General features: G+C 70.7%; 19 protein-coding genes. 8 read left to right on the forward strand and 11 right to left on the reverse strand.

Annotated features, from left to right (window positions below):
- Nucleotides 1–187 precede the first annotated feature (187 nt).
- The 4 genes from J2X55_RS01860 to J2X55_RS01875 all read right to left on the reverse strand — a co-directional run bounded on the left by J2X55_RS01860 (nucleotide 188) and on the right by J2X55_RS01875 (nucleotide 4,892).
- Entirely contained in the window at nucleotides 188–1,516 is a 1,329-nt protein-coding gene (locus J2X55_RS01860) for a dihydrolipoamide acetyltransferase family protein (protein ID WP_115916617.1), read from the reverse strand.
- A gap of 97 nt (nucleotides 1,517–1,613) precedes the next feature.
- Nucleotides 1,614–2,591 (reverse strand): alpha-ketoacid dehydrogenase subunit beta, encoded by a 978-nt coding sequence (locus tag J2X55_RS01865; RefSeq protein ID WP_103207702.1) that lies wholly within the window; start codon nucleotides 2,589–2,591, stop codon nucleotides 1,614–1,616.
- Complete coding sequence (locus J2X55_RS01870; protein WP_115916615.1) at nucleotides 2,588–3,718, reverse strand: thiamine pyrophosphate-dependent dehydrogenase E1 component subunit alpha; 1,131 nt, start codon at nucleotides 3,716–3,718, stop codon at nucleotides 2,588–2,590. Before J2X55_RS01870 ends, J2X55_RS01865 begins: the two co-directional genes overlap by 4 nt.
- Before the next feature lie 97 nt (nucleotides 3,719–3,815).
- Entirely contained in the window at nucleotides 3,816–4,892 is a 1,077-nt protein-coding gene (locus tag J2X55_RS01875; protein WP_309821635.1) for a histidinol-phosphate transaminase, read from the reverse strand.
- A gap of 133 nt (nucleotides 4,893–5,025) precedes the next feature.
- Between J2X55_RS01875 and J2X55_RS01880 the strand changes: the two genes are divergently transcribed.
- The 5 genes from J2X55_RS01880 (at nucleotide 5,026) to J2X55_RS01900 (ending at nucleotide 12,797) form a co-directional block, all read left to right on the forward strand.
- Nucleotides 5,026–5,430: a phage holin family protein gene (locus J2X55_RS01880; protein WP_309821636.1), complete on the forward strand. Its 405-nt coding sequence runs from the start codon at nucleotides 5,026–5,028 to the stop codon at nucleotides 5,428–5,430.
- A 34-nt stretch (nucleotides 5,431–5,464) separates the two neighbouring features.
- Nucleotides 5,465–5,971: a low molecular weight protein-tyrosine-phosphatase gene (locus tag J2X55_RS01885; protein ID WP_115916609.1), complete on the forward strand. Its 507-nt coding sequence runs from the start codon at nucleotides 5,465–5,467 to the stop codon at nucleotides 5,969–5,971.
- A gap of 27 nt (nucleotides 5,972–5,998) precedes the next feature.
- Nucleotides 5,999–7,378: an adenylosuccinate lyase gene (purB, locus tag J2X55_RS01890; protein ID WP_309821637.1), complete on the forward strand. Its 1,380-nt coding sequence runs from the start codon at nucleotides 5,999–6,001 to the stop codon at nucleotides 7,376–7,378.
- Between the two features lie 512 nt (nucleotides 7,379–7,890).
- Nucleotides 7,891–11,283 (forward strand): OmpL47-type beta-barrel domain-containing protein, encoded by a 3,393-nt coding sequence (locus J2X55_RS01895; protein WP_309821638.1) that lies wholly within the window; start codon nucleotides 7,891–7,893, stop codon nucleotides 11,281–11,283.
- Between the two features lie 476 nt (nucleotides 11,284–11,759).
- On the forward strand, nucleotides 11,760–12,797 hold the full coding sequence (locus J2X55_RS01900) for a zinc-dependent alcohol dehydrogenase family protein (RefSeq protein ID WP_309821639.1): 1,038 nt from the start codon (nucleotides 11,760–11,762) through the stop codon (nucleotides 12,795–12,797).
- 3 nt (nucleotides 12,798–12,800) lie between these two features.
- On the opposite strand, the gene J2X55_RS01905 is transcribed toward J2X55_RS01900, so the two are convergent.
- The 3 genes from J2X55_RS01905 to J2X55_RS01915 form a co-directional block, all read right to left on the reverse strand.
- Nucleotides 12,801–13,166: an amino acid transporter gene (locus J2X55_RS01905; protein ID WP_115916603.1), complete on the reverse strand. Its 366-nt coding sequence runs from the start codon at nucleotides 13,164–13,166 to the stop codon at nucleotides 12,801–12,803.
- A complete protein-coding gene (locus J2X55_RS01910; RefSeq protein WP_309821640.1) occupies nucleotides 13,163–13,795 on the reverse strand; it encodes an acyl-CoA synthetase in 633 nt (210 codons plus the stop codon). Before J2X55_RS01910 ends, J2X55_RS01905 begins: the two co-directional genes overlap by 4 nt.
- Nucleotides 13,796–13,897: 102 nt before the next feature.
- Complete coding sequence (locus tag J2X55_RS01915; RefSeq protein ID WP_309821641.1) at nucleotides 13,898–14,530, reverse strand: GNAT family N-acetyltransferase; 633 nt, start codon at nucleotides 14,528–14,530, stop codon at nucleotides 13,898–13,900.
- 74 nt (nucleotides 14,531–14,604) lie between these two features.
- Here J2X55_RS01915 and J2X55_RS01920 point away from each other — a divergent pair, with 74 nt between their 5' ends.
- Entirely contained in the window at nucleotides 14,605–15,255 is a 651-nt protein-coding gene (locus tag J2X55_RS01920; RefSeq protein WP_147302376.1) for a TetR/AcrR family transcriptional regulator, read from the forward strand.
- Between the two features lie 84 nt (nucleotides 15,256–15,339).
- Nucleotides 15,340–15,651, forward strand: a complete 312-nt coding sequence (locus J2X55_RS01925) for a hypothetical protein (protein ID WP_115916595.1) — start codon at nucleotides 15,340–15,342, stop codon at nucleotides 15,649–15,651.
- Nucleotides 15,652–15,750: 99 nt separating this feature from the next.
- Here the strand turns inward: J2X55_RS01925 and J2X55_RS01930 are convergent, their stop codons facing one another.
- The 3 genes from J2X55_RS01930 to J2X55_RS01940 form a co-directional block, all read right to left on the reverse strand.
- Nucleotides 15,751–16,812: a WxL protein peptidoglycan domain-containing protein gene (locus tag J2X55_RS01930; RefSeq protein WP_309821642.1), complete on the reverse strand. Its 1,062-nt coding sequence runs from the start codon at nucleotides 16,810–16,812 to the stop codon at nucleotides 15,751–15,753.
- Between the two features lie 65 nt (nucleotides 16,813–16,877).
- On the reverse strand, nucleotides 16,878–18,869 hold the full coding sequence (locus tag J2X55_RS01935; protein WP_309821643.1) for a metallophosphoesterase family protein: 1,992 nt from the start codon (nucleotides 18,867–18,869) through the stop codon (nucleotides 16,878–16,880).
- Nucleotides 18,870–18,998: 129 nt separating this feature from the next.
- Nucleotides 18,999–20,216 (reverse strand): HupE/UreJ family protein, encoded by a 1,218-nt coding sequence (locus tag J2X55_RS01940; protein WP_309821644.1) that lies wholly within the window; start codon nucleotides 20,214–20,216, stop codon nucleotides 18,999–19,001.
- Between the two features lie 124 nt (nucleotides 20,217–20,340).
- Between J2X55_RS01940 and J2X55_RS01945 the strand changes: the two genes are divergently transcribed.
- Entirely contained in the window at nucleotides 20,341–20,997 is a 657-nt protein-coding gene (locus J2X55_RS01945) for a hypothetical protein (RefSeq protein WP_309821645.1), read from the forward strand.
- 44 nt (nucleotides 20,998–21,041) lie between these two features.
- Here J2X55_RS01945 and J2X55_RS01950 read toward each other — a convergent pair whose 3' ends face one another.
- Nucleotides 21,042–21,350, reverse strand: coding sequence for an LPXTG cell wall anchor domain-containing protein (locus J2X55_RS01950; RefSeq protein WP_115916587.1), 309 nt, complete (start codon nucleotides 21,348–21,350; stop codon nucleotides 21,042–21,044).
- Between the last annotated feature and the right edge of the window lie 60 nt (nucleotides 21,351–21,410).

A 21,410-nucleotide genomic window follows, 5' to 3' on the forward strand; every position in this document is an offset into this window, starting at 1 on the left:
TGAGATGCGGAACATGACGGATCGTTACGCCGTCCGCACGCCGACGTCGACGCGAACGAGGGCCCGATGACGACGCGAACGGGCCCCGCACCCGAGGGCACAGGCACGAGCGCCGATCACGCGAGCGGCGCGGTCACGATCGACCGGCGCCCACGACAGAGACGTCGGGCTGCCCCGTCCCGTCGGATCAGTCCAGCAGCAGCGCCGGCTCCTCCAGCACGGATGCCACGTCGGCGATGAACCGTGAGATCCCGTCGCCGTCGACCACGCGGTGGTCGAACGAGCCCGACACCGTGGTCACCCAGCGGGGGCGCACCTCGCCGTCGACGACCCACGGCTTCTGGCGGATCGCGCCGAGCGCGATGATGCCCGCCTCACCGGGGTTGATGATCGGGGTCCCGGCATCCACTCCGAAGACGCCGATGTTGGTGATCGTGAACGTGCCGCCGGTCTGGTCGGCGGGGCTCGTCTTGCCCTCGCGCGCGGTGAGGGTGAGGGTCTCGAGCGCCTTGGCCAGTTCGCGCGTGTTCATCGACTGCGCGTCCTTGATGTTCGGCACGAGCAGGCCGCGCGGGGTCGCCGCGGCGATGCCGAGGTTCACGTAGTGGCGCACCGAGATCTGCGCGCCGTCCTCGGTGTCGACCCACGCAGCGTTGATCATCGGCGTGCGACGCAGGGCCCAGATCACCGCGCGCGCCATGATCAGCAGCGGCGAGATCTTCACGTCGGCGAAGTCGGGCGAGGCCTTGAGGCGCTTGACGAGCTCCATCGTGCGCGAGGCGTCGACGTCGACCCACACCGACACGTGCGGCGCCGAGTACGCGCTCGAGGTCATCGCGTTCGCGGTCGCCTTGCGCACGCCGCGAACGGGGATCGACTCCTCGCGGGCGTCGGAGGCGGGGGCGGATGCCACGGGCGCGGGCGCCGCGGCAGCGGACACCGGGATCGTCTCCTCGCGCACGGCGCCCCACGCGGGCGTCTCGATGTTGCGGAAGACGCTCGCCTGCTCGGCGTGCTTGACGACGTCGTCGCGGGTCACCTCTCCGGCGGGGCCGCTGGGCGTCACCGCCGAGAGGTCGACGCCGAGGTCGCGCGCGAGCTTGCGGATCGGGGGCTTGGCGACCACGCCGACCGAGGCCTTCACGGGGCGCTCGGCGGGCTTGCGGCGACGCGACGACACCGCACCGCCCGTGCCGTACCCGACGAGCACCGCTCCGCCGGGGTCGCTGGGCTCGGGGACACTGACCGGGGCCGCGGGCGCCGGGGCGGCGGCATCCGTCGATCCGATCGTGATGATCGGGGCGCCGACCTCGACGGTCGACCCCTCGGATGCCAGCAGCTCGCCGACCGTGCCCGCGTAGGGCGACGGCAGCTCGACGAGCGACTTGGCCGTCTCGATCTCGACGATCACGTCGTTGACGGCGACGGCGTCACCGGGCGCGACGCGCCACTGCACGATCTCGGCCTCGGTGAGGCCTTCTCCGACGTCGGGGAGAACGAAGGTCTGCTCGGTCACGGTGTGTCCTTTGCTCGAAAGCCAGCTTGTCACCGGCGGCGCCGCAACGGAATGCGGACGCGGTCGGCGGGTGTCGGCGGGCGCGGGGCGGAAAGGGTCAGTAGGCCAGAGACCGGTCGACGGCCTCGAGGATGCGGTCGGCGTCGGGCAGGTACGTGCCCTCGAGCTTCGCGGGCGGGAACGGCACGTCGAAGCCCGACACCCGCAGCACGGGCGCCTCGAGCGCGAAGAACGCCTTCTCCATCACGGTCGCGGCGATCTCGGAGCCGAGCGAGGTGAAGCCCGGCGCCTCCTGCGCGTAGACCATGCGGCCGGTACGGCGCACCGAGTCGAGCAGCGGGCCGTAGTCGACGGGCGACAGGGAGCGCAGGTCGATGACCTCGCAGCTCGTGCCCTCGCTCTCGGCGAGCGCGGCTGCCTGCAGCAGGGTCGTGACCATCGCGCCGTGACCGACGAGGGTCACGTCGGTGCCGCGGCGGACGATCCGGCTCGCGTGCAGCGGCAGAGCGGGCGCATCGAGGTCGACCTCGCCCTTCTGCCAGTACTTCGCCTTCGGCTCGAGGAACACGACCGGGTCGGGCGAGGCAATCGCCTGCTGGATCATCCAGTACGCGTCGTTCGCGTTCGAGGGGCTGACCACGCGCAGACCCGCCGTGTGCGTGAAGTACGCCTCGGGGCTCTCCTGGTGGTGCTCGACGGCGCCGATGTGCCCGCCGTAGGGGATGCGGATGACGACGGGCATGCGCACCGCACCCTCGTGGCGGTTCGTGATCTTCGCCAGCTGCGAGGTGATCTGGTCGAATGCGGGGAAGACGAAGCCGTCGAACTGGATCTCGAGGACCGGTTTAAAGCCGCCCATCGCGAGACCGATCGCGGTGCCGACGATGCCCGACTCGGCGAGAGGGGAATCGATGACGCGGCGCGGACCGAAGTCCTTCTGCAGGCCCTCGGTCACGCGGAAGACACCGCCGAGCGGCCCGATGTCCTCGCCCATGAGCAGGACGCGGTCGTCCGTCTCGAGGGCGCGGCGAAGACCGGCGTTGAGTGCGCGGCTGATCGGGAGATTCTCGGTCACTGGGCGCCCCCGTCCATCGACGTCTCGTAGTCGTCGAGCCAGCGCTGCTCCTCCTGGATCAGCGCGTGCGCCTCGGAGTAGACGCTCTCGAACATGTGCGCGCGCGGGATCGACCCGAGCTCGTTCGTGCGCACGCGCACGTCGTCGGCGAGGGCGGCCCCCTCGGCATCCGCGTCGTCGAAGAACTGCTGCGAGGCGCCGCGCCCCTCGAGGAACGCGCGCATGCGGGCGATCGGGTCGCGCCCGGCCCACGCCTTCTCTTCGTCCGAAGTGCGGTACTTCGTGGGGTCGTCGCTCGTGGTGTGCGCGCCCATGCGGTACGTCATGGCCTCGATCGCGCGGGGGCCGCCGCCGGCGCGCGCCTCGTCGAGCGCGGTCTTCGACACGGCGTAGCTGGCGAGCACGTCGTTTCCGTCGACCTGGAGGCTCGGGATGCCGTAGCCCTCACCGCGCTTGTACAGCGGCGAGCGCGACTGCGTCGCGACGGGGACTGAGATGGCCCACTGGTTGTTCTGCAGGAAGAACACCTCGGGGGTCTGGAAGCTCGCGGCGAAGACCATCGCCTCGTGCACGTCGCCCTGGCTGGACGCTCCGTCGCCGTAGTAGACGATGACGGCCTCGTCGCGCTCGGGGTCGCCCGTGCCGCTCTTTCCGTCGAACACCAGGCCCATCGCAAGACCCGTGGCGTGCAGCGTCTGCGCGCCGAGCACGAGCGTGTAGATGTGCGTGTTGCCGTTCTTGGGGTCGGTCGGGTCCCACCCGCCGTGCGTGAGCCCGCGCATGAGCCGGATGATGTCGAGCGGGTCGACGCCGCGGATGCGGGTGACCACGTGCTCGCGGTACGAGGGGAAGACGTGGTCCTGCGCGCGGGCCGCGCGCGCCGAGCCGACCTGCGCCGCCTCCTGCCCGAACGACGGCGGCCACAGGGCCAGCTGTCCCTGACGCTGCAGGTTGGTCGCCTGCACGTCGAAGGCGCGGATCGACACCATGTCGCGGTAGAAGGTCTCGAGTTCGGCGTCGCTGAGGGCGTCGATGAGCGGCAGGTAGCGCTCGGCCTCGGGCGTGGGAGCCAGGGTGCCGTCGGCCGCCAGAACGCGCACGAGAGCGGGATCGTCGAGCGGGGTCATGGTCCCACGCTAACGCGCGACCCATGCGCGAGACCGCATGAGGTACACAACGGATGCCGGGATCCGACGTGCCAGATCGACAAAGACGCCGCGCGGGTCAGCGCGCGGCGGTGGCTGCGGCGACCTCGACCACGCGGTCGAGCGACTCTTCCTCACCGATCGAGATGCGGATGCCGTCACCCGGGAACGGACGCACGATGAGTCCGGCCTCCTCGAAGGCGGTCGCGACCTCGACCGTGCGGTCTCCGGCGGCGAGCCACACGAAGTTGCCCTGGGCGTCGGGGACGTCCCACCCGGCCTCGCGGAGACGGTCGACCAGGCGGTCGCGTCGCTCGGCGATGACCTTCACGCGGTGCAGCAGCTCGCTCTCGGCATCCAGGCTCGCAATCGCCGCGGCCTCTCCGGCCGCGGTGACCGACAGCGGGATCGCGGTGCTGCGCGCGGCGTCCAGCACGCCGGTGTGGCCGATCGCGTAGCCGATGCGCAGGCCCGCGAGACCGTACGCCTTCGAGAAGGTGCGCAGCACCACCACGTTCGGGCGGTTGAGCACGGCGCGCACGCGGCTACCCTCGACCGAGTCGGGGTCGGTGACGAACTCGGCGTAGGCCTCGTCGAGCACGATCAGCACCTCGCGCGGCACGGCGTCGACGAAGGCGGCGAACTCGTCGTACCCGACGGTCGGTCCGGTGGGGTTGTTGGGGCTGCAGACGATGACGAGGCTCGTGCGCTCGGTGACGGCGGCGGCCATCGCGGGCAGGTCGTGACGGGAGTCGCCCGTGAGCGGCACCTGCACACTCTTGGCCCCCGCGACCGCGACGAGCGAGGGGTACGCCTCGAACGAACGCCAGGCGTAGACGACCTCGTCGCCGGGGCCCGACGTCGCCAGCAGCAGCTGCGCGAGCACCGAGACGCTGCCGGCGCCGACGTGCACCTCGTCGGGCGAGACGCCGTACCGCGCGGCGAGGCGCTCGCGCAGGCGTGCGGCCGTGGCATCCGGATACCTGTTGAAGGCCCCCGCGGCGACGACGGCGTCGAGGACGCCGGGGAGGGGCTCGAAGGGGTTCTCGTTGCTCGAGAGCTTGAAGGCGTCGGGGCTGGCCTGGCGACCCTGCCGGTACGCGGGCAGCGCGGCGATCTCGGGGCGGATACGGGGCAGGACCGGCTCTTCACTCACCCCGCGAGCCTAACCGGGGCCCCGCCGCACGCGTCAGTCCCTCTTTCCCCACCCCCTCCTTCCCACGGTGGAGAGGACCGCGAGCTCTCCACAACCCCGTGGCGCCACGGCGGCTGCGTGCCACGATGGGGGCATGCGCTTCGTCGTCCGCGTCGCCGTCAACGCCTTCGCCATCTGGATCGTCACGCTGCTGCCCGCGCTGCAGGTGCGGCTCATCCCCTTCGCCCCGGGCGAGTGGTTCCAGGTGCTCCTCACCCTCCTCGTGGTGGGGCTGATCTTCGCCCTGGTGAACACGCTCGTGGGCACCGTGGTCAAGATCGTCGCGATCCCGCTCTACATCCTCACGCTCGGCCTGATCTCGCTGATCATCAACGGTTTCCTGCTGTGGCTCACCGCCGTCATCACGGGAAACTGGGACTGGGGACTGCGCACCGGCGAGTTCTGGCTGACGGTCGTGGCGGCGCTGCTGATCGGCATCATCAACGCGGTGCTCGGCGGCATCCTGCGCCCGCGGCGCGAGGAGCGCGAACGCCGCTGATGCGCGCGGAGCCCATCAGCGCCATGATGGGGGGATGACCGCGAACCCCGACGCGCCGTTCCGCGTCGTGTTCGTATGCAGCGGCAACATCTGCCGCTCGCCGATGGCCGACGTGGTGTTCCGCCGCATCGCCCACGCGTCCGGCCTCTCAGCGCACGTCGCGTCGACGTCGGCCGGTACCGGTGACTGGCACGTCGGCGAACGAGCCGACCATCGCACCCTCGCCGCCCTCGAGCGCCTGGGCTACGACGGGTCCTCGCATCGTGCCCGGCAGTTCCAGTACACCGACTTCGAGCGCAACGACCTCGTGGTCGCCCTCGACCGCAGCCACGAGCGCGTCCTGCGCGGCTGGGCGCGAGACGACGACGATGCCGACAAGATCGCGCTGCTGCAGTCGTTCCTCCCGGATGCCGAGACCCTCGACGTCCCCGACCCGTACTACGCCGGGGCCCCGATGTTCGACGAGGTGCTCGGTATGATCGAACGCGCCAGCCGCGCCCTGTTCCGGCAGCTCGAGCCCGCCATCCGCTCCGCGGGCTGACCCTTTCGCGCGACCCCCGGGAGACCCGTGTCCTCTCTGCCCCCGCAGCCCCTCAGCCCCCTCGACGGCCGCTACTTCGCCACCGTCGCAGAACTCGGCGACTACCTGTCGGAGGCCGGCCTCAACCGCGCCCGCGTCGAGGTCGAGGTCGAGTGGCTGCTCGCGCTGACCGACCGGTCGCTCTTCGGCACCGCGCCCGTCTCGGATGAGGACCGCGCGCGCCTGCGCGCGCTGTACGAGGAGTTCGGCGCCGACGAGGTCGCCTGGCTCAAAGAGAAAGAGGCGGTCACCCGCCACGACGTGAAGGCCGTCGAGTACCTCGTGCGCGACCGCCTCGACAGCCTCGGTCTCACCGCACTCGCCGAGCTGACGCACTTCGCCTGCACGAGCGAGGACATCAACTCCACCGCCTACGCGCTGACGGTGAAGCGCGCGGTGGAGCGCGTGTGGCTGCCGAAGCTCCGTTCGGTGACGGCCGCGCTCGCCGAGCTCGCGAAGAAGCACCGCGACACCGCGATGCTCTCGCGCACCCACGGACAGCCCGCCACGCCCACCACGATGGGTAAGGAGATCGGCGTCTTCGCGTGGCGCCTCGAGCGCGTCATCCGACAGCTGGATGCCGGGGAGTACCTCGCGAAGTTCTCGGGGGCGACCGGAACCTGGTCGGCGCACGTCGCCGCCGAGCCCGACGTCGACTGGCCCGAGCTGACGCGCGGGTTCATCGAGTCGCTCGGCCTCGGCTTCAACGAGGTGACCACGCAGATCGAGTCGCACGACTGGCAGGTCGAGCTCTATGACCGCGCGCGTCACGCCGGCGGCATCCTGCACAACCTCGCCACCGACATCTGGACCTACATCTCGCTCGGGTACTTCACCCAGATCCCCGTCGCCGGCGCCACCGGGTCGTCGACCATGCCGCACAAGATCAACCCGATCCGGTTCGAGAACGCCGAGGCGAACCTCGAGATCGCGGGCGGGTTGTTCGGCACCCTGGCATCCACTCTCGTGACCAGCCGCCTGCAGCGCGACCTCACCGACTCCACGACGCAGCGCAACATCGGCGTCGCCTTCGGCCATTCGCTGCTCGCGCTCGACAACCTTCAGCGGGGGCTCACCGAGATCTCGCTCGCCGAGGATGTGCTGCTGGCCGACCTCGACGTGAACTGGGAAGTGCTGGCCGAAGCGATCCAGACGGTCGTTCGCGCCGAGATCGCCGCCGGCCGTTCGCAGATCACCGACCCCTACGCCCTGCTCAAGGACCTCACGCGCGGACGCCGTGTCGGCGCGCCCGAGCTGGCCGAGTTCGTGCGCGGCCTCGACATCGGCGACGCCGCGAAGGAGCGCCTGCTCGCGCTCACGCCCGCCGCGTACGCCGGCCTCGCGTCGCGGGTGGTCGACGCGCTGTAACGCGCCGCGGGGACGCGCCTCCTCCGTCGAGTGTCCAAGACACGCCAGATCGGCCCTCGCGCCGACGGCGTGTCTTAGACACTCACGCCGTAACGGGGGGCGGCGTCGCGCCTTCGCGTGCCCGCGCGCCGGGCTCCGCGCGTCGCGTCGCCCCGCCGCCCTGCCTCCCTGCCGCTCTGTTGAGTGTCCAAAACACCCGGACGAAATTCGAAAACGTCCGGGTGTTTTGGACACTCGAGCGATGAGATGCGGCAACGGCGGCACCACTCGTTCCTTCTCGGGGCTCCGCCCCCCCCCCCGGTCCGCCGTGACGCGTCGCCCCCCGGTTGAGTGTCCAGAACACCCGGACGAAATTCGGAAACGTCCGGGTGTTTTGGACACTCGACGTGGGTGCGCCGGCGGCGAGCCACCCGCCGTCCCCGGCCAGCGCCCGCGCAAATCCCCTCTGGACGCCGCGCACCCCCGACCCATAGTGTTGACGTCAACATCCCCCACCGCGGCCCCGGGTCGCCATGCGCCGCACCGTCGCGGCGCAGATCGGAACAGACGCGATGATGCCTCGACGCCCGCTCGTCCCCCGCCTGCTGGCCACAGCGATGGCCGCCCTGCTCGCCGGAGCCCTGGCATCCCCCCTCGCGGCGAGCGCCGCCGTCGGCATGCCGACCGACCCGAATGACGGGGTTCCGCGGGTCGACCCGCCCGTCACGTACACGAACTTCCTGCCGCTCGCCGATCCGGGTCTCGGGGCCGCCGACTACTTCCAGCCGTCCTGGTTCGACACCGACGGCCGGCACATCCAGGCGCACGGCGGCCAGGTCGTGACCACCACCGAGAACGGCCAGACCGTCTACTACTGGTACGGCGAGGACCGCACGAACGGCTACTGGAACAGCCCCGGTGTCGCGGTGTACCGATCGACGGATGCCAAGAACTGGACGAACCTCGGAGACGCGCTGCGCAGCATCTCGACGCGCGACGACCTGCTCACGCCCTACTTCGAGGACCTCTACGACACCGTCGACGAGAACGGCCAGCCCCGCACCGAGAAAATCGACGCCCTGGCCTATCACCTGAACTCGACGCAGAACTCCGACTACACGGCGATCTTCGAGCGCCCGAAGGTGCTGCACAACGACAAGACCGGGCAGTGGGTCATGTGGTGGCACGCCGACGGACGCATCGAACCCGGCGGCAGCACCTACGCGCGCTCGATGGCGGCGGTCGCCGTGTCAGACTCCCCCGCGGGACCCTTCCGCATGACGGGCGCGTTCCGCATGCCGAACCGCACCGACTACCAGGCGTGCACGCCGTACGCGGTGCCCGGTCAGGCGCGCGACATGACGGTGTTCCAGGACGACGACGGCAAGGCGTACATCTCGTACTCGTCGGAGGAGAACTACAGCCTCTACGTCGCCGCGCTCGACGACAGCTATACGAACGTGACGCACACCACCGACCGCGACACCCTCGACGTGAACCAGTACTCCGAGGACGGCCGGTACCCCTACGTCTTCGCCGACGGCACGCCCGAGGCACCGGAGCGCGGCACCGACTTCCAGATCGTCAAGGAGTGCGGTCACCTCGAGGCCCCCGCGATCTTCGAGCGAGACGGCACGTACAGCGTCGTCACCTCCGGGGCGACGGGCTGGGCGCCGAATCCGCAGACCTATTACACGACCGAGAACCTGATGGGCACGTGGATCCGCGGCGTCGACGCGAACGACGTGAACGAGACCGTCTCGTACAACGCGATCCCCGACGGCGGCGACGGACTGCTGTCGATCGGCGACGTGCGTCGCTCGACCTTCGGCTCGCAGACCACGAACGTGTTCGAGCTCGAACCCGGCAAGTTCGTCTATATGGGCGACCGCTGGAACGAGGGGAAGTCCGACTCCACCTATGTCTGGCTGCCCCTCACCGTGGGCGAGAACGGCCGGTTGGAGATGCACAACCCCGCCGCCGAAGACCCCGCGCGCTACGGAGCGGGTTGGGATGCCTCGTACTGGGACGACAAGGGCTTCGGTCACGGCACCTGGAGAGCCGTCACCACCGGGCTCCCCGAGAGCGTCCGCCGGGGCGCCACCCCGCAGCTGCCGACCAGCGTGCCCGTCGACACCTCCGCCGGCACGGCCCCGGTCGCCGTCACGTGGTCGACGATCGACACGAGCGTGCTCGGCCCCCAGACGATCACCGGCACCCTGGACGCCGACGCGCAGTTCACCGCCGGCCGGTCGTTCCAGCGCACGATCACGGTGGCCGAGCCCGGCATCGCCGACATCGCCCCCGAGGCGACCGTCGCCGCGTCGAGCCGCAACGACCTCGTCGCCACCCTGACCGACGGCAACGCCACGGCCAAGGGCTGGGACGACTGGACCGGCAACGGCTACCCGCGCGACAGCTGGCTGCAGTTCGACTGGGGCACCGACCGCACCTTCGACTCGATCGTCGTGCACACGTACAAGGACGGAGCGACCGCGACCTGGCCCTCGCGCATCCAGGTGCAGTACCGCGACGCGGCCGGCGCGTGGAAGGACACCGCGGTCGAGGCGACCCTCGCTCAGGATGCCGGCACCCCGGCCCCCGTGGCCGTGATCGACGCCCGGACACTCCCGGCGACCAGCGCCCTGCGCCTCCGGCTGACGAGCCAGGCGAACACGTGGCAGTCGATCTCCGAGGTCGACGTGTGGGGCAACGCCTCGGCCATGAACGTCTGCCGAGGGGGTGACGCCTCGGTGTCGGCATCCTTCCATCAGACGAAGTGGGCCACGATGCCCGCTTCGAACGCGTGCGACGGCCGACTCGGCACCGCGTGGTCGACCTGGACCGACGCGGGCGGGAAGGACTCGGCGACCTTCACGATCGAGACCTCCGAGACCCACCGCCTGAACGAGGTGCGCTTCACGAACATCGAGGGCTCCATCGCCGGCGTCTCGCTCGAGTACCGGGATCCTCGCGAGGACGAGTGGAAGCCGCTCCCCCTCACGGGCGACGCTCCGACCGTGACGAACGGCGTCGAGACGACCCTGTCGTTCCGCACAATCCTCGCGACGGGCCTGCGTCTGACGTTCTCGACGCCCGGGTCCTACCTGAAGATCCCCGAGATCGTCGTGCCCGAGGCGGGCGGTATCGCGCACATCGAGCCCGTCCTGCCGGCCCAGCCCAACACCGCCGGTTGGTACACGACCCCTCCCGGGCCCATCTCGCTCTCGCACGACGGCAACACCGACGTCGAGGTGCAGTACCGCATCGATGGCGCGGACTGGCAGACGGGGACGACATTCGACATCACCGCCGACGGCGATCACACCGTCGACTACCGCGCGCTGTGGAACGGCGCCGAGGTGCCCGAGGTCGCGGGGTCGCTCCCCGTCCGCATCGACACCGTCGCACCGACCACCGAGGCCTCGGTCGCGAAGCCCTCGACCCTGCTGCGCCTCGTTCAGCCGGCCGCGGTGTTCCAGGCATTGGCCCCGGCCACAGCCACGGTGGTGTTCTCGGCGACGGATGCCACCTCCGGCGTCGCCCTGACCGAGTACTCGCTCGACGGGACAACGTGGACCACCGGCTCGAACGTGACGCTCACGGGCGCCGGCGACCACGTGGTGCGGTTCCGTTCGACCGACGTCGCGGGCAACGTCGAGCAGGCGCGGTCCGCCACCGTCACGGTCGCGGCGGGCGCTGCCCCGGGCGACGGCGCGGGCACGGGCGACGGTTCCGGAACGGGCTCCGGCACGCCCGGTGCTCCCGCCGGAACGATCGGCGGGTCGGGGAGCTCGGGTGGCGGCACCGCCGGCGGTCTCGCCGTCACCGGCTCGGAGGTGCCCGTGGCTCTCGGCATCCTGGCCCTGGTCGCTTCGGGTCTCGGCGTAGCGCTGCTCGGGGCACGTCGCCGCCGCCGCGCCTGATCGCACCCGCGCGCCCGCCGCACCCGCCGCACCCGCCGCACCCGCCGCACCCGCCGCACCCGCGTTGAGTGTCCAGGACACCCGGACGAAATTTCAAAACGTCCGGGTGTTGTGGACACTCAACCGGCAAACAACCCCTCGCGGGCGCCCGCCGCGGTGCGGTCAGCGCGCGGCCGCCCGGCCCCGGGTCGAGTGTCCAGAACACGCCGCACCGGGCAGCGCGCCCGCGGCGTGTTGTGGACACTCAACGATCGAGACACTCGAGCACTGGCACCGGCACCGGCACCGGCACCGGCACGGCATCCCGCCAACAGCGTTGAGTGTCCACAACACCCGGACGAAATTTCAAAACGTCCGTGTGTTTTGGACACTCGACAGACAGCCCACCCTCGCTGGCCACCCCACGGCGTGTTCTGGACGCTCAACCCCTGAGCGGCGGGAACGGCGGCGGGGCCGGGAGCGGGAGAATGGATGCCATGCGCGCGATGATCATGGATGCCCTGGCCGAAGCCCTCGAGGTGCGCGAGGTCGAGGCGCCGTCCGCTCCGGCGGGCGGGGTCGTGGTCGAGGTGCACGCGACGGGCCTGTGCAAGAGCGACTGGCACGCGTGGGTCGGGCATGACGACGTCGCACTCCCCCACGTTCCGGGGCACGAGCTCGCCGGAGTGATCGTCGAGGTCGGCCCGGGTGTCCAGCGCTGGAGCGTCGGCGACCGCGTGACGGTACCGTTCGTCATGGGGTGCGGGGCGTGCGAGTGGTGCCTCGGCGGTAACGCCCAGGTGTGCCCCGACCAGCAGCAGCCGGGCTTCACCCAGTGGGGCAGCTTCGCCGAGCGGGTCGTGCTGCGGGCGGCCGACACCAACGTCGTGCGCATCCCCGACGACGTCTCGTTCGAAGCGGCCGCGGCCCTGGGCTGCCGCTTCGCCACCGCCTACCGCGCGCTCACGGGTCGGGCCCGGGTGAAGGCCGGCGAGTGGATCACCGTCGTCGGCGCGGGCGGGGTGGGCCTCAGCGCCGTGATGATCGGGGCCGCCCTGGGCGCCCGCGTGATCGCCGTCGACCGCACGCCCGCGGCCCTCGAAGCCGCCCGCCGTCTCGGCGCCGAGCACACGCTGGTGGCCGACGGGTCCGACATCGCCGCCGCCGTGCACGAGCTCACCGGGGGCGGCAGCCACGTCTCCGTCGACGCCGTCGGCAGCGCGCAGACGGCGCGCGACGCCGTGCTGAGCCTGCGCCGGCGCGGTCGACACGTGCAGATCGGACTACTGCCCACCGCCGACGGCATGACCGCCATGCCCATGGCGCGCGTGATCGCGTGGGAACTCGACCTGCTCGGCAGCCACGGCATGGCCGCGGTCGACTACCCCGAGATGCTGTCGCTGATCGAGAGCGGTGCCCTGCGCCCGCAGGAGCTCATCGAACGGGTGGTCGGACTCGACGCCGCCGCCGAGCTGTTGCCGACGATGGACTCGGCATCGCCCGCGGGCATGACGATGATCGACCCGCGTCGGTAGGCGTTACGCCCGGGGCTCGGCGGGGCCGTCGTCGGTGCGCGGAGCCTCGGGCGCGGTCGGGGCACTGGAGGAGTCGGCATCCGGTGCATTCTTCGGCAGGAGCAGCGGACGATCGACCGTCGAGGTGACCTTGGTGGGGTCGACGACCAGCAGCAGCAGCGCGAGCGACACCAGCGTGACGATGAAGGTCGCACCGGCCGCGACCAGACCCACGATGAGCGCACGTTGGATCTCGTCGGCGGGACGCGTCTGGAAGAAGCCCATCGACATGAGCGTCACGAAGCCGGCGAAGAGGGCGGCGATGAATGCCAGGCCGAGAAGCTGAACGGGCTTCATCAGGTCGCGGCGGGTGGTGGGCTTGTCGGTCATGACGCGGCCTCCTCGGAGGGTACGGCCGGAACGGGCTCGGGGCGGCGCGGAGAGAAGCCCGCGATCGCGAGGAACACGGCGACGACCGCCGTGTACCCGCCGAAAAGTCCTACGGCGATGGTGATGCCGGTCAACGTGAACGATCCCGCCCCGGCGATGCTGTAGTCGAGGGCGTACTGCTGGATCGGGAGCATCAGCACGACCCCGAGCACGAGACTCAGGATGCCGATGAGCACGCCGTCACGCGCACCCGCGGCCCCGGCCGTCTTGCGTTGGCGCAGCGCGCCCACCAGCTCGATGACGCCCGAGAGCAGCGCCCAGGCGATGACGACCCCGAAGAAGACACCGGTCGTGCGCCAGCTGCCGACGCTGCCGACCATGCCCGCGACGACCGAGACGACCGCGAGGAGAGCCGGCGTGAGCCGCTGACCGCGCGGGTACACGAGCCACACCGACAGCGCGAACACGAGTCCGGTCGCGAGGGCGAAGCCGCTGAACACGCCGAGCCCGAGAGGGGCCGAGTGATCGGACGAGAAGGTGACCATCACGGCGGCGAGCGCCGCGAAAAGGGCGCGCGCGAGCTGCACGTGGCGAACGTCGAAGGCTCGCGCAGTGGAAGGAGTGGTCACGGAGGGTCCCGGAGAGACGGTGTCGATGGCATCCAGTCTATTCCTCGGCGCCTGGACGGACTTCGTGGACGCTCGACGTCGAGACGCTTGCAGGGCCGTGCCTCAGGCTCCTCGCGCGGGCACGGGGTGCCGGGCGGGAGCGGGCGGGCGCAGCATCGCCATCGGGTCGGCCCCGCGGATGCCGCGGATCGGGGCGATCTCTTCGAAGCCGAGGCGGCCGTAGAGACGACGGTTGTCGGCGGTCGACGATTCGAGGTAGGCGGTCGCGCGGGTGACGTCGAGGGTCTCGAGCCGGGAACGCAGCAGGGCACCCCCGACGCCGAGCCCGCGCGCGGCGGGCGAGACGCCGATCTGCGCGAGGTACCAGTGCGGGGAGCGCGGACGGTGCCGCGCCAGGCGCGACGACAGGACGGCGGCGCGGACGAGACCCGCCACACCGAGCGCCGACAGGTAGCCGGGAAGCTGTCGCCAGGGGAGGGATGCCGTGACGGGGCCTTCCCACGCGGCGACACCCACGATCGCGTCGTCACCGGCGCGACGCGCGAGGTCGACGCTGCCGGTCTCGAAGGGGGCACCGCGAAGCATGGCCGCGAACAGGGTGGAGAGACGCTCGAGACGGCGGCCTCCGGGCAGGATCGCGGCCATCACGGGGTCGTCGTGGAAGGCACGGGCGAGCACGGCCGCGGCCGCGGGGAGGTCCTGCTCACGGGCGGGGGTGATGTGCAGTTCGGTCATCGCGTCCTCCAATTGGTCCAAGTGGATATATTCAGTATGCGAGACTCGACCGGCCCGATCGCTTGGAGAACGCCGTGAACCCCGAGGCCCCCACCCGTGACTACCTCCCCCTCGAGGAGCGCCGGGAGCGCCTGCTCGACGCGGCACTCTCCGTCGTCGCCGATGCGGGAGCGTCGGCCCTGAGCTTGCGACGGGTGGCCGAGCGCGCGGGCGTCGCGCACCGGGTGGTCACCTACGCCTTCGGGAGCAAGACCGCTCTCGTCGAGGCCGTTCTTCACCGGGCCTCGCAGCGCGCCCTCGACGCGGTCTGGGCCGACGACCTGTCCCCCTCCGACTTCGCCGAGGCGGTGCGTCTGTCGTTGCACGGCCTGGCTCGCGACCTCCGCCACCACGAGAGCGAGTACCGCGTCGTGAGCGAGCTCACGGCATCCGCCCGCGCTCATCCCGAGCTCCGCGGCGCGGCGCAGAGCGAGATCGCCGCGAGCACCCGGGCCATCGCCGCGAGCATCGAGCGGTGGTCCGATGCGACGGGCCGCGCTCTGAACACCCCGACACCGATCGTCGCGGCGGCCCTGCGCGCGAGCGTCGACGGGCTGGTCGAGTGGTGGTTGAGCAGCCACGACGAGCAGGCCTTCGACGCCGTCGTCGAGGTGCTGGCATCCGCCTTCATCGGTCGGGAGGCCGATCAGGGGCGACCGCACACGGCCGAGGAGCAAGGGCGATAGCCTCTCGACCATCCCTCGCGCGACACGGGCACCACCCACGTCAGCGAATCGAGGGCCTTGTTTCCGACACCATAGGAGAACATCGTGACCACGCAGCCCGCACCCGCCGGAACGACCTACCCGGGCAAGACGCTCGGCATCATCGGCCTGATCGTCGCCTTCCCGTTCAATCTGATCGGCCTGATCATCTCGATCGTCGCTCTCGTGCAGTCGAAGAAGGCCGGGTACAAGAACACCCCGGCGCTGATCGGCATCATCGTCGGTGCGGTTCTTCTCGTCGTGGGCGTCATCGTCGCCATCATCCTCATCAGCGTCTTCGCGAGCCTCTTCGCCGCGTGCGGCGACCTGGGCCCGGGGCAGCACTACGTCGACGGCGTGACGTACACCTGCTCCTGATCGCGTTCGACGGGCAGAGCGACCGGCCGTTCGGCTCGGTCCCTCTGCCCGTTCTGCATTGCGCCTGGGCTCGCCTACCGCGAAGACCGGCGGCGCCGCTCACTCGACGAGCTGACGCTCCTTCTCGGCCAGCGTGCGCTCCACGGCCGCGGCGACGCGGTCGTCCTCCGCTTGCTGGGCACGTCGACGGCGCTCGCGGAGCAGCCGCGGCCCGAACACGATCCCCGCGACGACCAGCGCGACCAGGAGCAGCAGCGGCCAGGGAATCGCCCAGCCGAACGTCGAGACCTCGAGCGGGTCGAGCGTCGAGATCGAGCCCGCGGCATCCGTGACGATCGGGGTCGCCGACACCGAGGCGATCACTACGCCCATCGCGGCCACCGCGGGCACCCGCACCTCGCGCTCCCAGCTCTCGCCGGGAAGCAGCGTGGGGGCGGCCGCCTCGGGCGCGGACTCGAGCCGTGCGACACCGAAGGGGCCGGTGACGGCGTCGGTCTCGTCCGCCGAGAGCGAGACGTTGCCCGTGTTGTGCAGGCGGTAACGCACGGTGGCGTCGCCGAACAGGAACGGCACGAAACCGCCGTCCCACCCGACACGCAGATCGTCGACGGCGAGGGCCGGGGCGAGGTCTCCCCCGACGCGGATGCCGGTGCGGATGCCCAGGCGACGGTCGACGTTGACGTTCGCGGTGGCGTCGGCCACCGTGAGCGAGGTGACGACCCCGCCCGCGTAGTCGCCGGGGGTGGCGTTCTGGGGGACGTCGACCGCGAACGGCACCTCGACAGTCTGGCCCGCGGGAACGGAGACGTGGCGCTGCGGCACGGTGACCCACGCGCCCACGCCGACCGGCTGGTCGTTCGCCACACGGAGATCGAGGGCGCCCGTCGAGCTCGTGAAGCCGTCGGCCGCGTAGACGTCGAGCTCGATGGCCTCGGTGCCGCGGTTGGCGACGACGAGGGCGTCGTCGAGGTGGGCGCCGGGGTTCAGCGCGTAGCTGTAGTTCGTGCGGTCGGCGCCGAGGGCGTTCGAGGCGGTGCGCACGGTCCAGGTCACATCGTCGGTCGCAGCCATCGCGGGCGCGGCGCTCAGCGCCGCCCCGGCGACCAGGGCCGCGGCCAGGGAGAGAGCGGCGACCCGCGAGGGGGTGGGCAGTCCAGTCATGGGGGGAAGTCCTTCGGGAGGGGCACCGGCGGGGAGACGGACTCCCCGCCGGTGCTGTTCGCTGGTCAGCCGGCCAGCGCGGTGAGGGTCAGGGTCGCGCGGTAGCTTCCCTTGTCGATGGTGTTGGGGATCTTCAGGTCGAGATCGGCACCGACGACGCCGGCGCTGCGGTCGTGGCCCACGGGGGCCGCACCGAGCAGACGCGAGACCGACAGACCGTCGCCCCCGTCGTAGCCCGAGTTCACCGCGGCACCCGCAACGGCTCCGGCACCGGCGGTGACGACCTTCGGCGACCAACCGAGGAACGAACCCTTGAAGGTCTTGCCGTTGTCGGTGAAGTCGCCCACCGACGCCGAGACCGACCATGGCGACTTGCTCGCGCGGGTGTCGGTCACGGTGATCGGGTTGATCTGACCGGTGGCCTCGAAGTACTGCATGTTCTTCTCGGTCGCGGTACCCATGTCGACCAGGCCGTTGTGACCGTTGATCGTCCAGCCGAACTCACCCGGGGCGCTGGTGGGCACATCGACCTGGATGTCCTGGCCGTCGCCGTGGTTGGGGTGGATCGTGACCTCGTCCTGGATGGTGCCGACGGCCTCGGCCGGCTTCGAGCCGTTCTCGGGGCCGCACCACAGCACCTTCTTGAGCTCGACCGCCGCGTTCGGCGCGTCGCAGGTTCCGGAGCGGATGTTCTGGACGATCAGCTGGTCCTTCTTCACCTGCACCTTCACGTACGAGCGCACGTGCTCCTGGTTCTGCACGGAGTTGTACCAGTAGTTCGCCGGGTTCAGCGGGTCGGCGCCGTTACCGGCTCCGCTCGTGCCGCTGTTGTCGGGTGCGGTGATGTCGTAGTACTTCGAGCCGGATGCCGAGTTCGCGGTGACGTAGACCACGCCGCCGGGTCCTTCGAAGACCTCGTCCTGACCGGGCTTCTCGTCGGCGTTCGCCTTGGCGCCGTTCTTGATCTCGTACGAGCGCGAGTAGCTGTGGTCGTGGCCCTGGAGCACCAGGTCGACACCGAGCTTTGAGAACGCGGTGGGGAAGTCGGTGCGACGGATCTTGTTGTCGGCGTCCTTGGCGTGATCGGCCGGCGAGTAGATCGCGTGGTGGTACACGAGCACCGTGTACTTGGCATCCGCTCCGTGCTTGTTGACGACGTCGGTGACGTACGAGATGTGCGCGTCGTCGCCGCCGCCGCCCTGCGAGGTGGCGTAGCTGTTGCTGTTCAGGTCGATGTACAGCACGTCCTTGTAGATGAACCAGTAGTCGCCGCCCGACTCGGTGCCGATGCTGCCCGAGCCCTTGCGGTAGTAGGCGCCGGAGCGGTCGGTGTTGGGCGTGTACAGGTGCTGCTCGTACGCCTTGCCACCCACGTCGTGGTTACCGATCGTGGCGACCCACGGGTACTGACGCAGCTGGTCGGGGGCCAGGAACGAGTCCCAGTGCGACTCGGTGTTAGCGGTCTCGACCTGGTCGCCGCCCGAGACGAGGAGCTCGGCGTTGGGGTTGGCGCCCACCGCGACGTTCATCGTGTCCTGCCAGCCGGCCTGATCCTTCGCGAGGTTGCCGGACGAGCCGATCTGCGGGTCGCCGAAGAAGAGGAAGTCGTAGTCGCCCTCGAACGACTGCGTCTTGAAGGAGTACGTGTTCGACCAGTTGCCGTCGGAGCCGACGCGGTACGAGTACGCCGTGTTCTCGGCGAGGCCCGTGATCGTGGCGTGACGGTTGAAGCCGCCGCTCGAGGCGATGTTCGCGGTCCCGGATGCCGAGAACGTCGTGGCCGACGCCGGGAACTGGCCGTTGGTCACCGCCGAGGTCGGCGCGAGCTGCACCGTCTGGGCGGTGTCGGCCGAGGAGTACCAGGTCACGATGCGCTGCGACTGGTCGGCACCGACGCCGAGGATGATGCCGGTGAGGCTGGCCGTGGTGTCGGCCATCGCCGCCGGGACGCTCGCCACGCCCGTGAGGACGAGTGACGCGCCGACCGCGGCGGTTGCGATCCACGAGACACGGCGACGCGTGCGCGTCCCGTGCGACGTCGATGCGGTGAGGAACATGGCTGTCCGTTTCTTTCGAGGGGGTCTCTGGTGCGCTCACCGATGGCGAGCGCAGTCCACGCTCCGCCCACCGGGTGACATCGGGGTGAATTGTTGACTCAGCACACGTATCGACTGCGCCAACTCCCGTCACTCGAGGCCGAAGATGCGCTGCACGAACCAGACGAGACCGGCGACGGTGACCACCACCGCGATCGCGGCACTCACCCACATGCCCACGCGCGGAGCCCGGCGACGCAACAGGACGAGCAGCGGGAAGACGATCACGATGATGCCGATCTGCACGGCCTCGATGCCCACGTTGAATACCAGAAGCGACCAGAGCAGAGTCCACGACCACGGCTCGTCGATGCCCAGCGCCGAGGCGAATCCGAGACCGTGCACAAGGCCGAAGAGGAACACCACGGCGACGCGCAGCCAGCCCGCGCGGTCGAGGCGGAGGAAGCCGTGAGCCTTCGAGAGGTCCTGGTCGACCCGGCCGGGGCGCAGCAGGCGCCAGAGGTACCAGGCCGCGACGACGGCGATCGAGAGCGCGATGGTCGGCTCGACCACCTCGGGAGGAGCGGCGATCACCCCGGTCGCGGCGAGGATGAACGTCACCGAGTGCGCGAGGGTGAATGTCGTCGCCGCGATCACGATCTCGCGCAGACGCCTCGACCCGACGATGAGCGCGAGCAGGAAGAGGATGTGGTCGATCCCGGTGAGAAGGTGCTCGGCGCCGAGGCGGAAGAACTCCCAGAAGCGTTCGAGCGGCGTCTGCGCGGTCGTGAACGACGGGTGCTCGGCATCCAGGACCGTGCTCCCCTCGTGCAGGTCGAGGTCGTAAGTAAGGATCGTCTTCGTATCGGTGACGAAGCCCTCCGCGTCAGGGAAGAGCGAGGCCCTGATCTCGTGGCCGTTCTCCGAGGGCGGGCAGGTGTCTTCGAGCGTGACGACGGCGTAGGGGACGCCGTCCTGCTGGGTCATCGAGATGGCGTCGTCCAGGCGCGGGGTGCACGCGGCTCCCGCCGCCGTGATCTGGAACCGCTCCGTGACGTAGCGGGCGATCGTGTCGCGGTGTGCGATCAGGACGGCCGCCTGCTCGGCCGCGTCGCCGTCTGAGAACGCCGCCATACCGGCCTGATAGAGCGGGTCGTCCTTCTCGGCGTCGGCGGCGGAGACGACGAGCAGGTCGTACTCGAGCTGCAGCTCGGAACGCACGACGCCGGTGCCGCCGCTCTCGAGGTGCGCGTAGACGACCGACAGGATGCCGTGGGCCGAGGCCGGCGCCGCCATCGACAACAGTGCCGCGATCCCCGCGGCGACGAACAGGACGCGCGAGAGGACGCGCCGAACAAAGACAGACATGTGCACCTTTCCGTCGGAGATGGTGCGCGCTCGTCGTGAACGGTTGCCCGCGATGCGGGGAACGGAAACGAAACGTGCGGGCGTCGTTCTCTCGCGGTCCACCTGCGCGGTCCAGGGTGAGGGGGTGAAGCGAAAGGTCCTGGCCGCGGTGGCGGCGACGACGATGGTGGCGGTCCTGTCCGGGTGCGCGAGCGACGAGGGCTGGTCGGCGATGCGCCCCGCCCCGGTGGCGGTCGGGTCGCCCGCCCCGGGTTTCGCCCCGGCCACGGCCCCGGCGCCCGAGTCGACGCACACCCCCGCCCCCGGTTCGTGGAGCGGGGTGAGCGCTCCCGCCGGTTACCGCGTGGTGCTGCTCACGGTGGGAGACGACGCCCCCACCGCGACCCTCGTCGCCGCGGTGCAGGACTGGGCGACCGAGACGCGTGCCGACCTGCGCGTGGTGCACGCCGACGACGACATGATCGACGGGGCCGTGCGGGCGATGGACCTCAACCCCGACCTCATCATCAGCGCGGGCGACGCCCTCGTCGACCCGCTCGCCACGGTGACCGCCAACCACCTCGATCGGCAGTTCCTCATCGTGGGCGCCGAGCTCGCCGAACCGACCGAGAACGTCACGGCCGCCGACTGGACCGGGGCGGCCTACCGCGGCGAGGGCCTCGGCACCGCCGCCGCGTACGACCCGGCGACCTTCACGCCCGAGCGCGCCGGGGCCGCGGTGCGCGCCGGGGTCGCGGCCGTGCTCACGGGTCTACGCGGCGTCGTGCTCTGGATCGACTGAGGCGGCGAGGCGCGGCGCTCAGGCACGGCACGCGAGCGCGGAGCTCAGGCGCGGCGACGGCGCCGAGCGACACGCACGGCGGCACCGCCCGCCACGGCCGCGGCGGCCAGGGCGGCACCCCACAGCGCGATCTCGACCCCCGTGGCGGGGAGCGTCCCGGGGCGCGGGGTGCTGGCATCCGGGACCGCGTCCGAAGAGGGCGTCGGCGAGGGCGAGGTCGGAGCGCCCGTGCGCGCGGGCACCTGTACCTGGATGACCATCGAGTCGTCGGTCGAATCGGCGCTGCCGGCGGCAAGGGGTACCCACAGGACGGATGCCACGAGCACCGCCGCCGTCACCTTCAGGGAGTTCACGGTGGAGAGTCTGTCCGGGGAAGGTGAAAACGGGGCCACCGGAGGGTGAATTGCAGATCG

This window comes from Microbacterium sp. 1154, from assembly GCF_031455375.1.
Classification (GTDB): domain Bacteria; phylum Actinomycetota; class Actinomycetes; order Actinomycetales; family Microbacteriaceae; genus Microbacterium.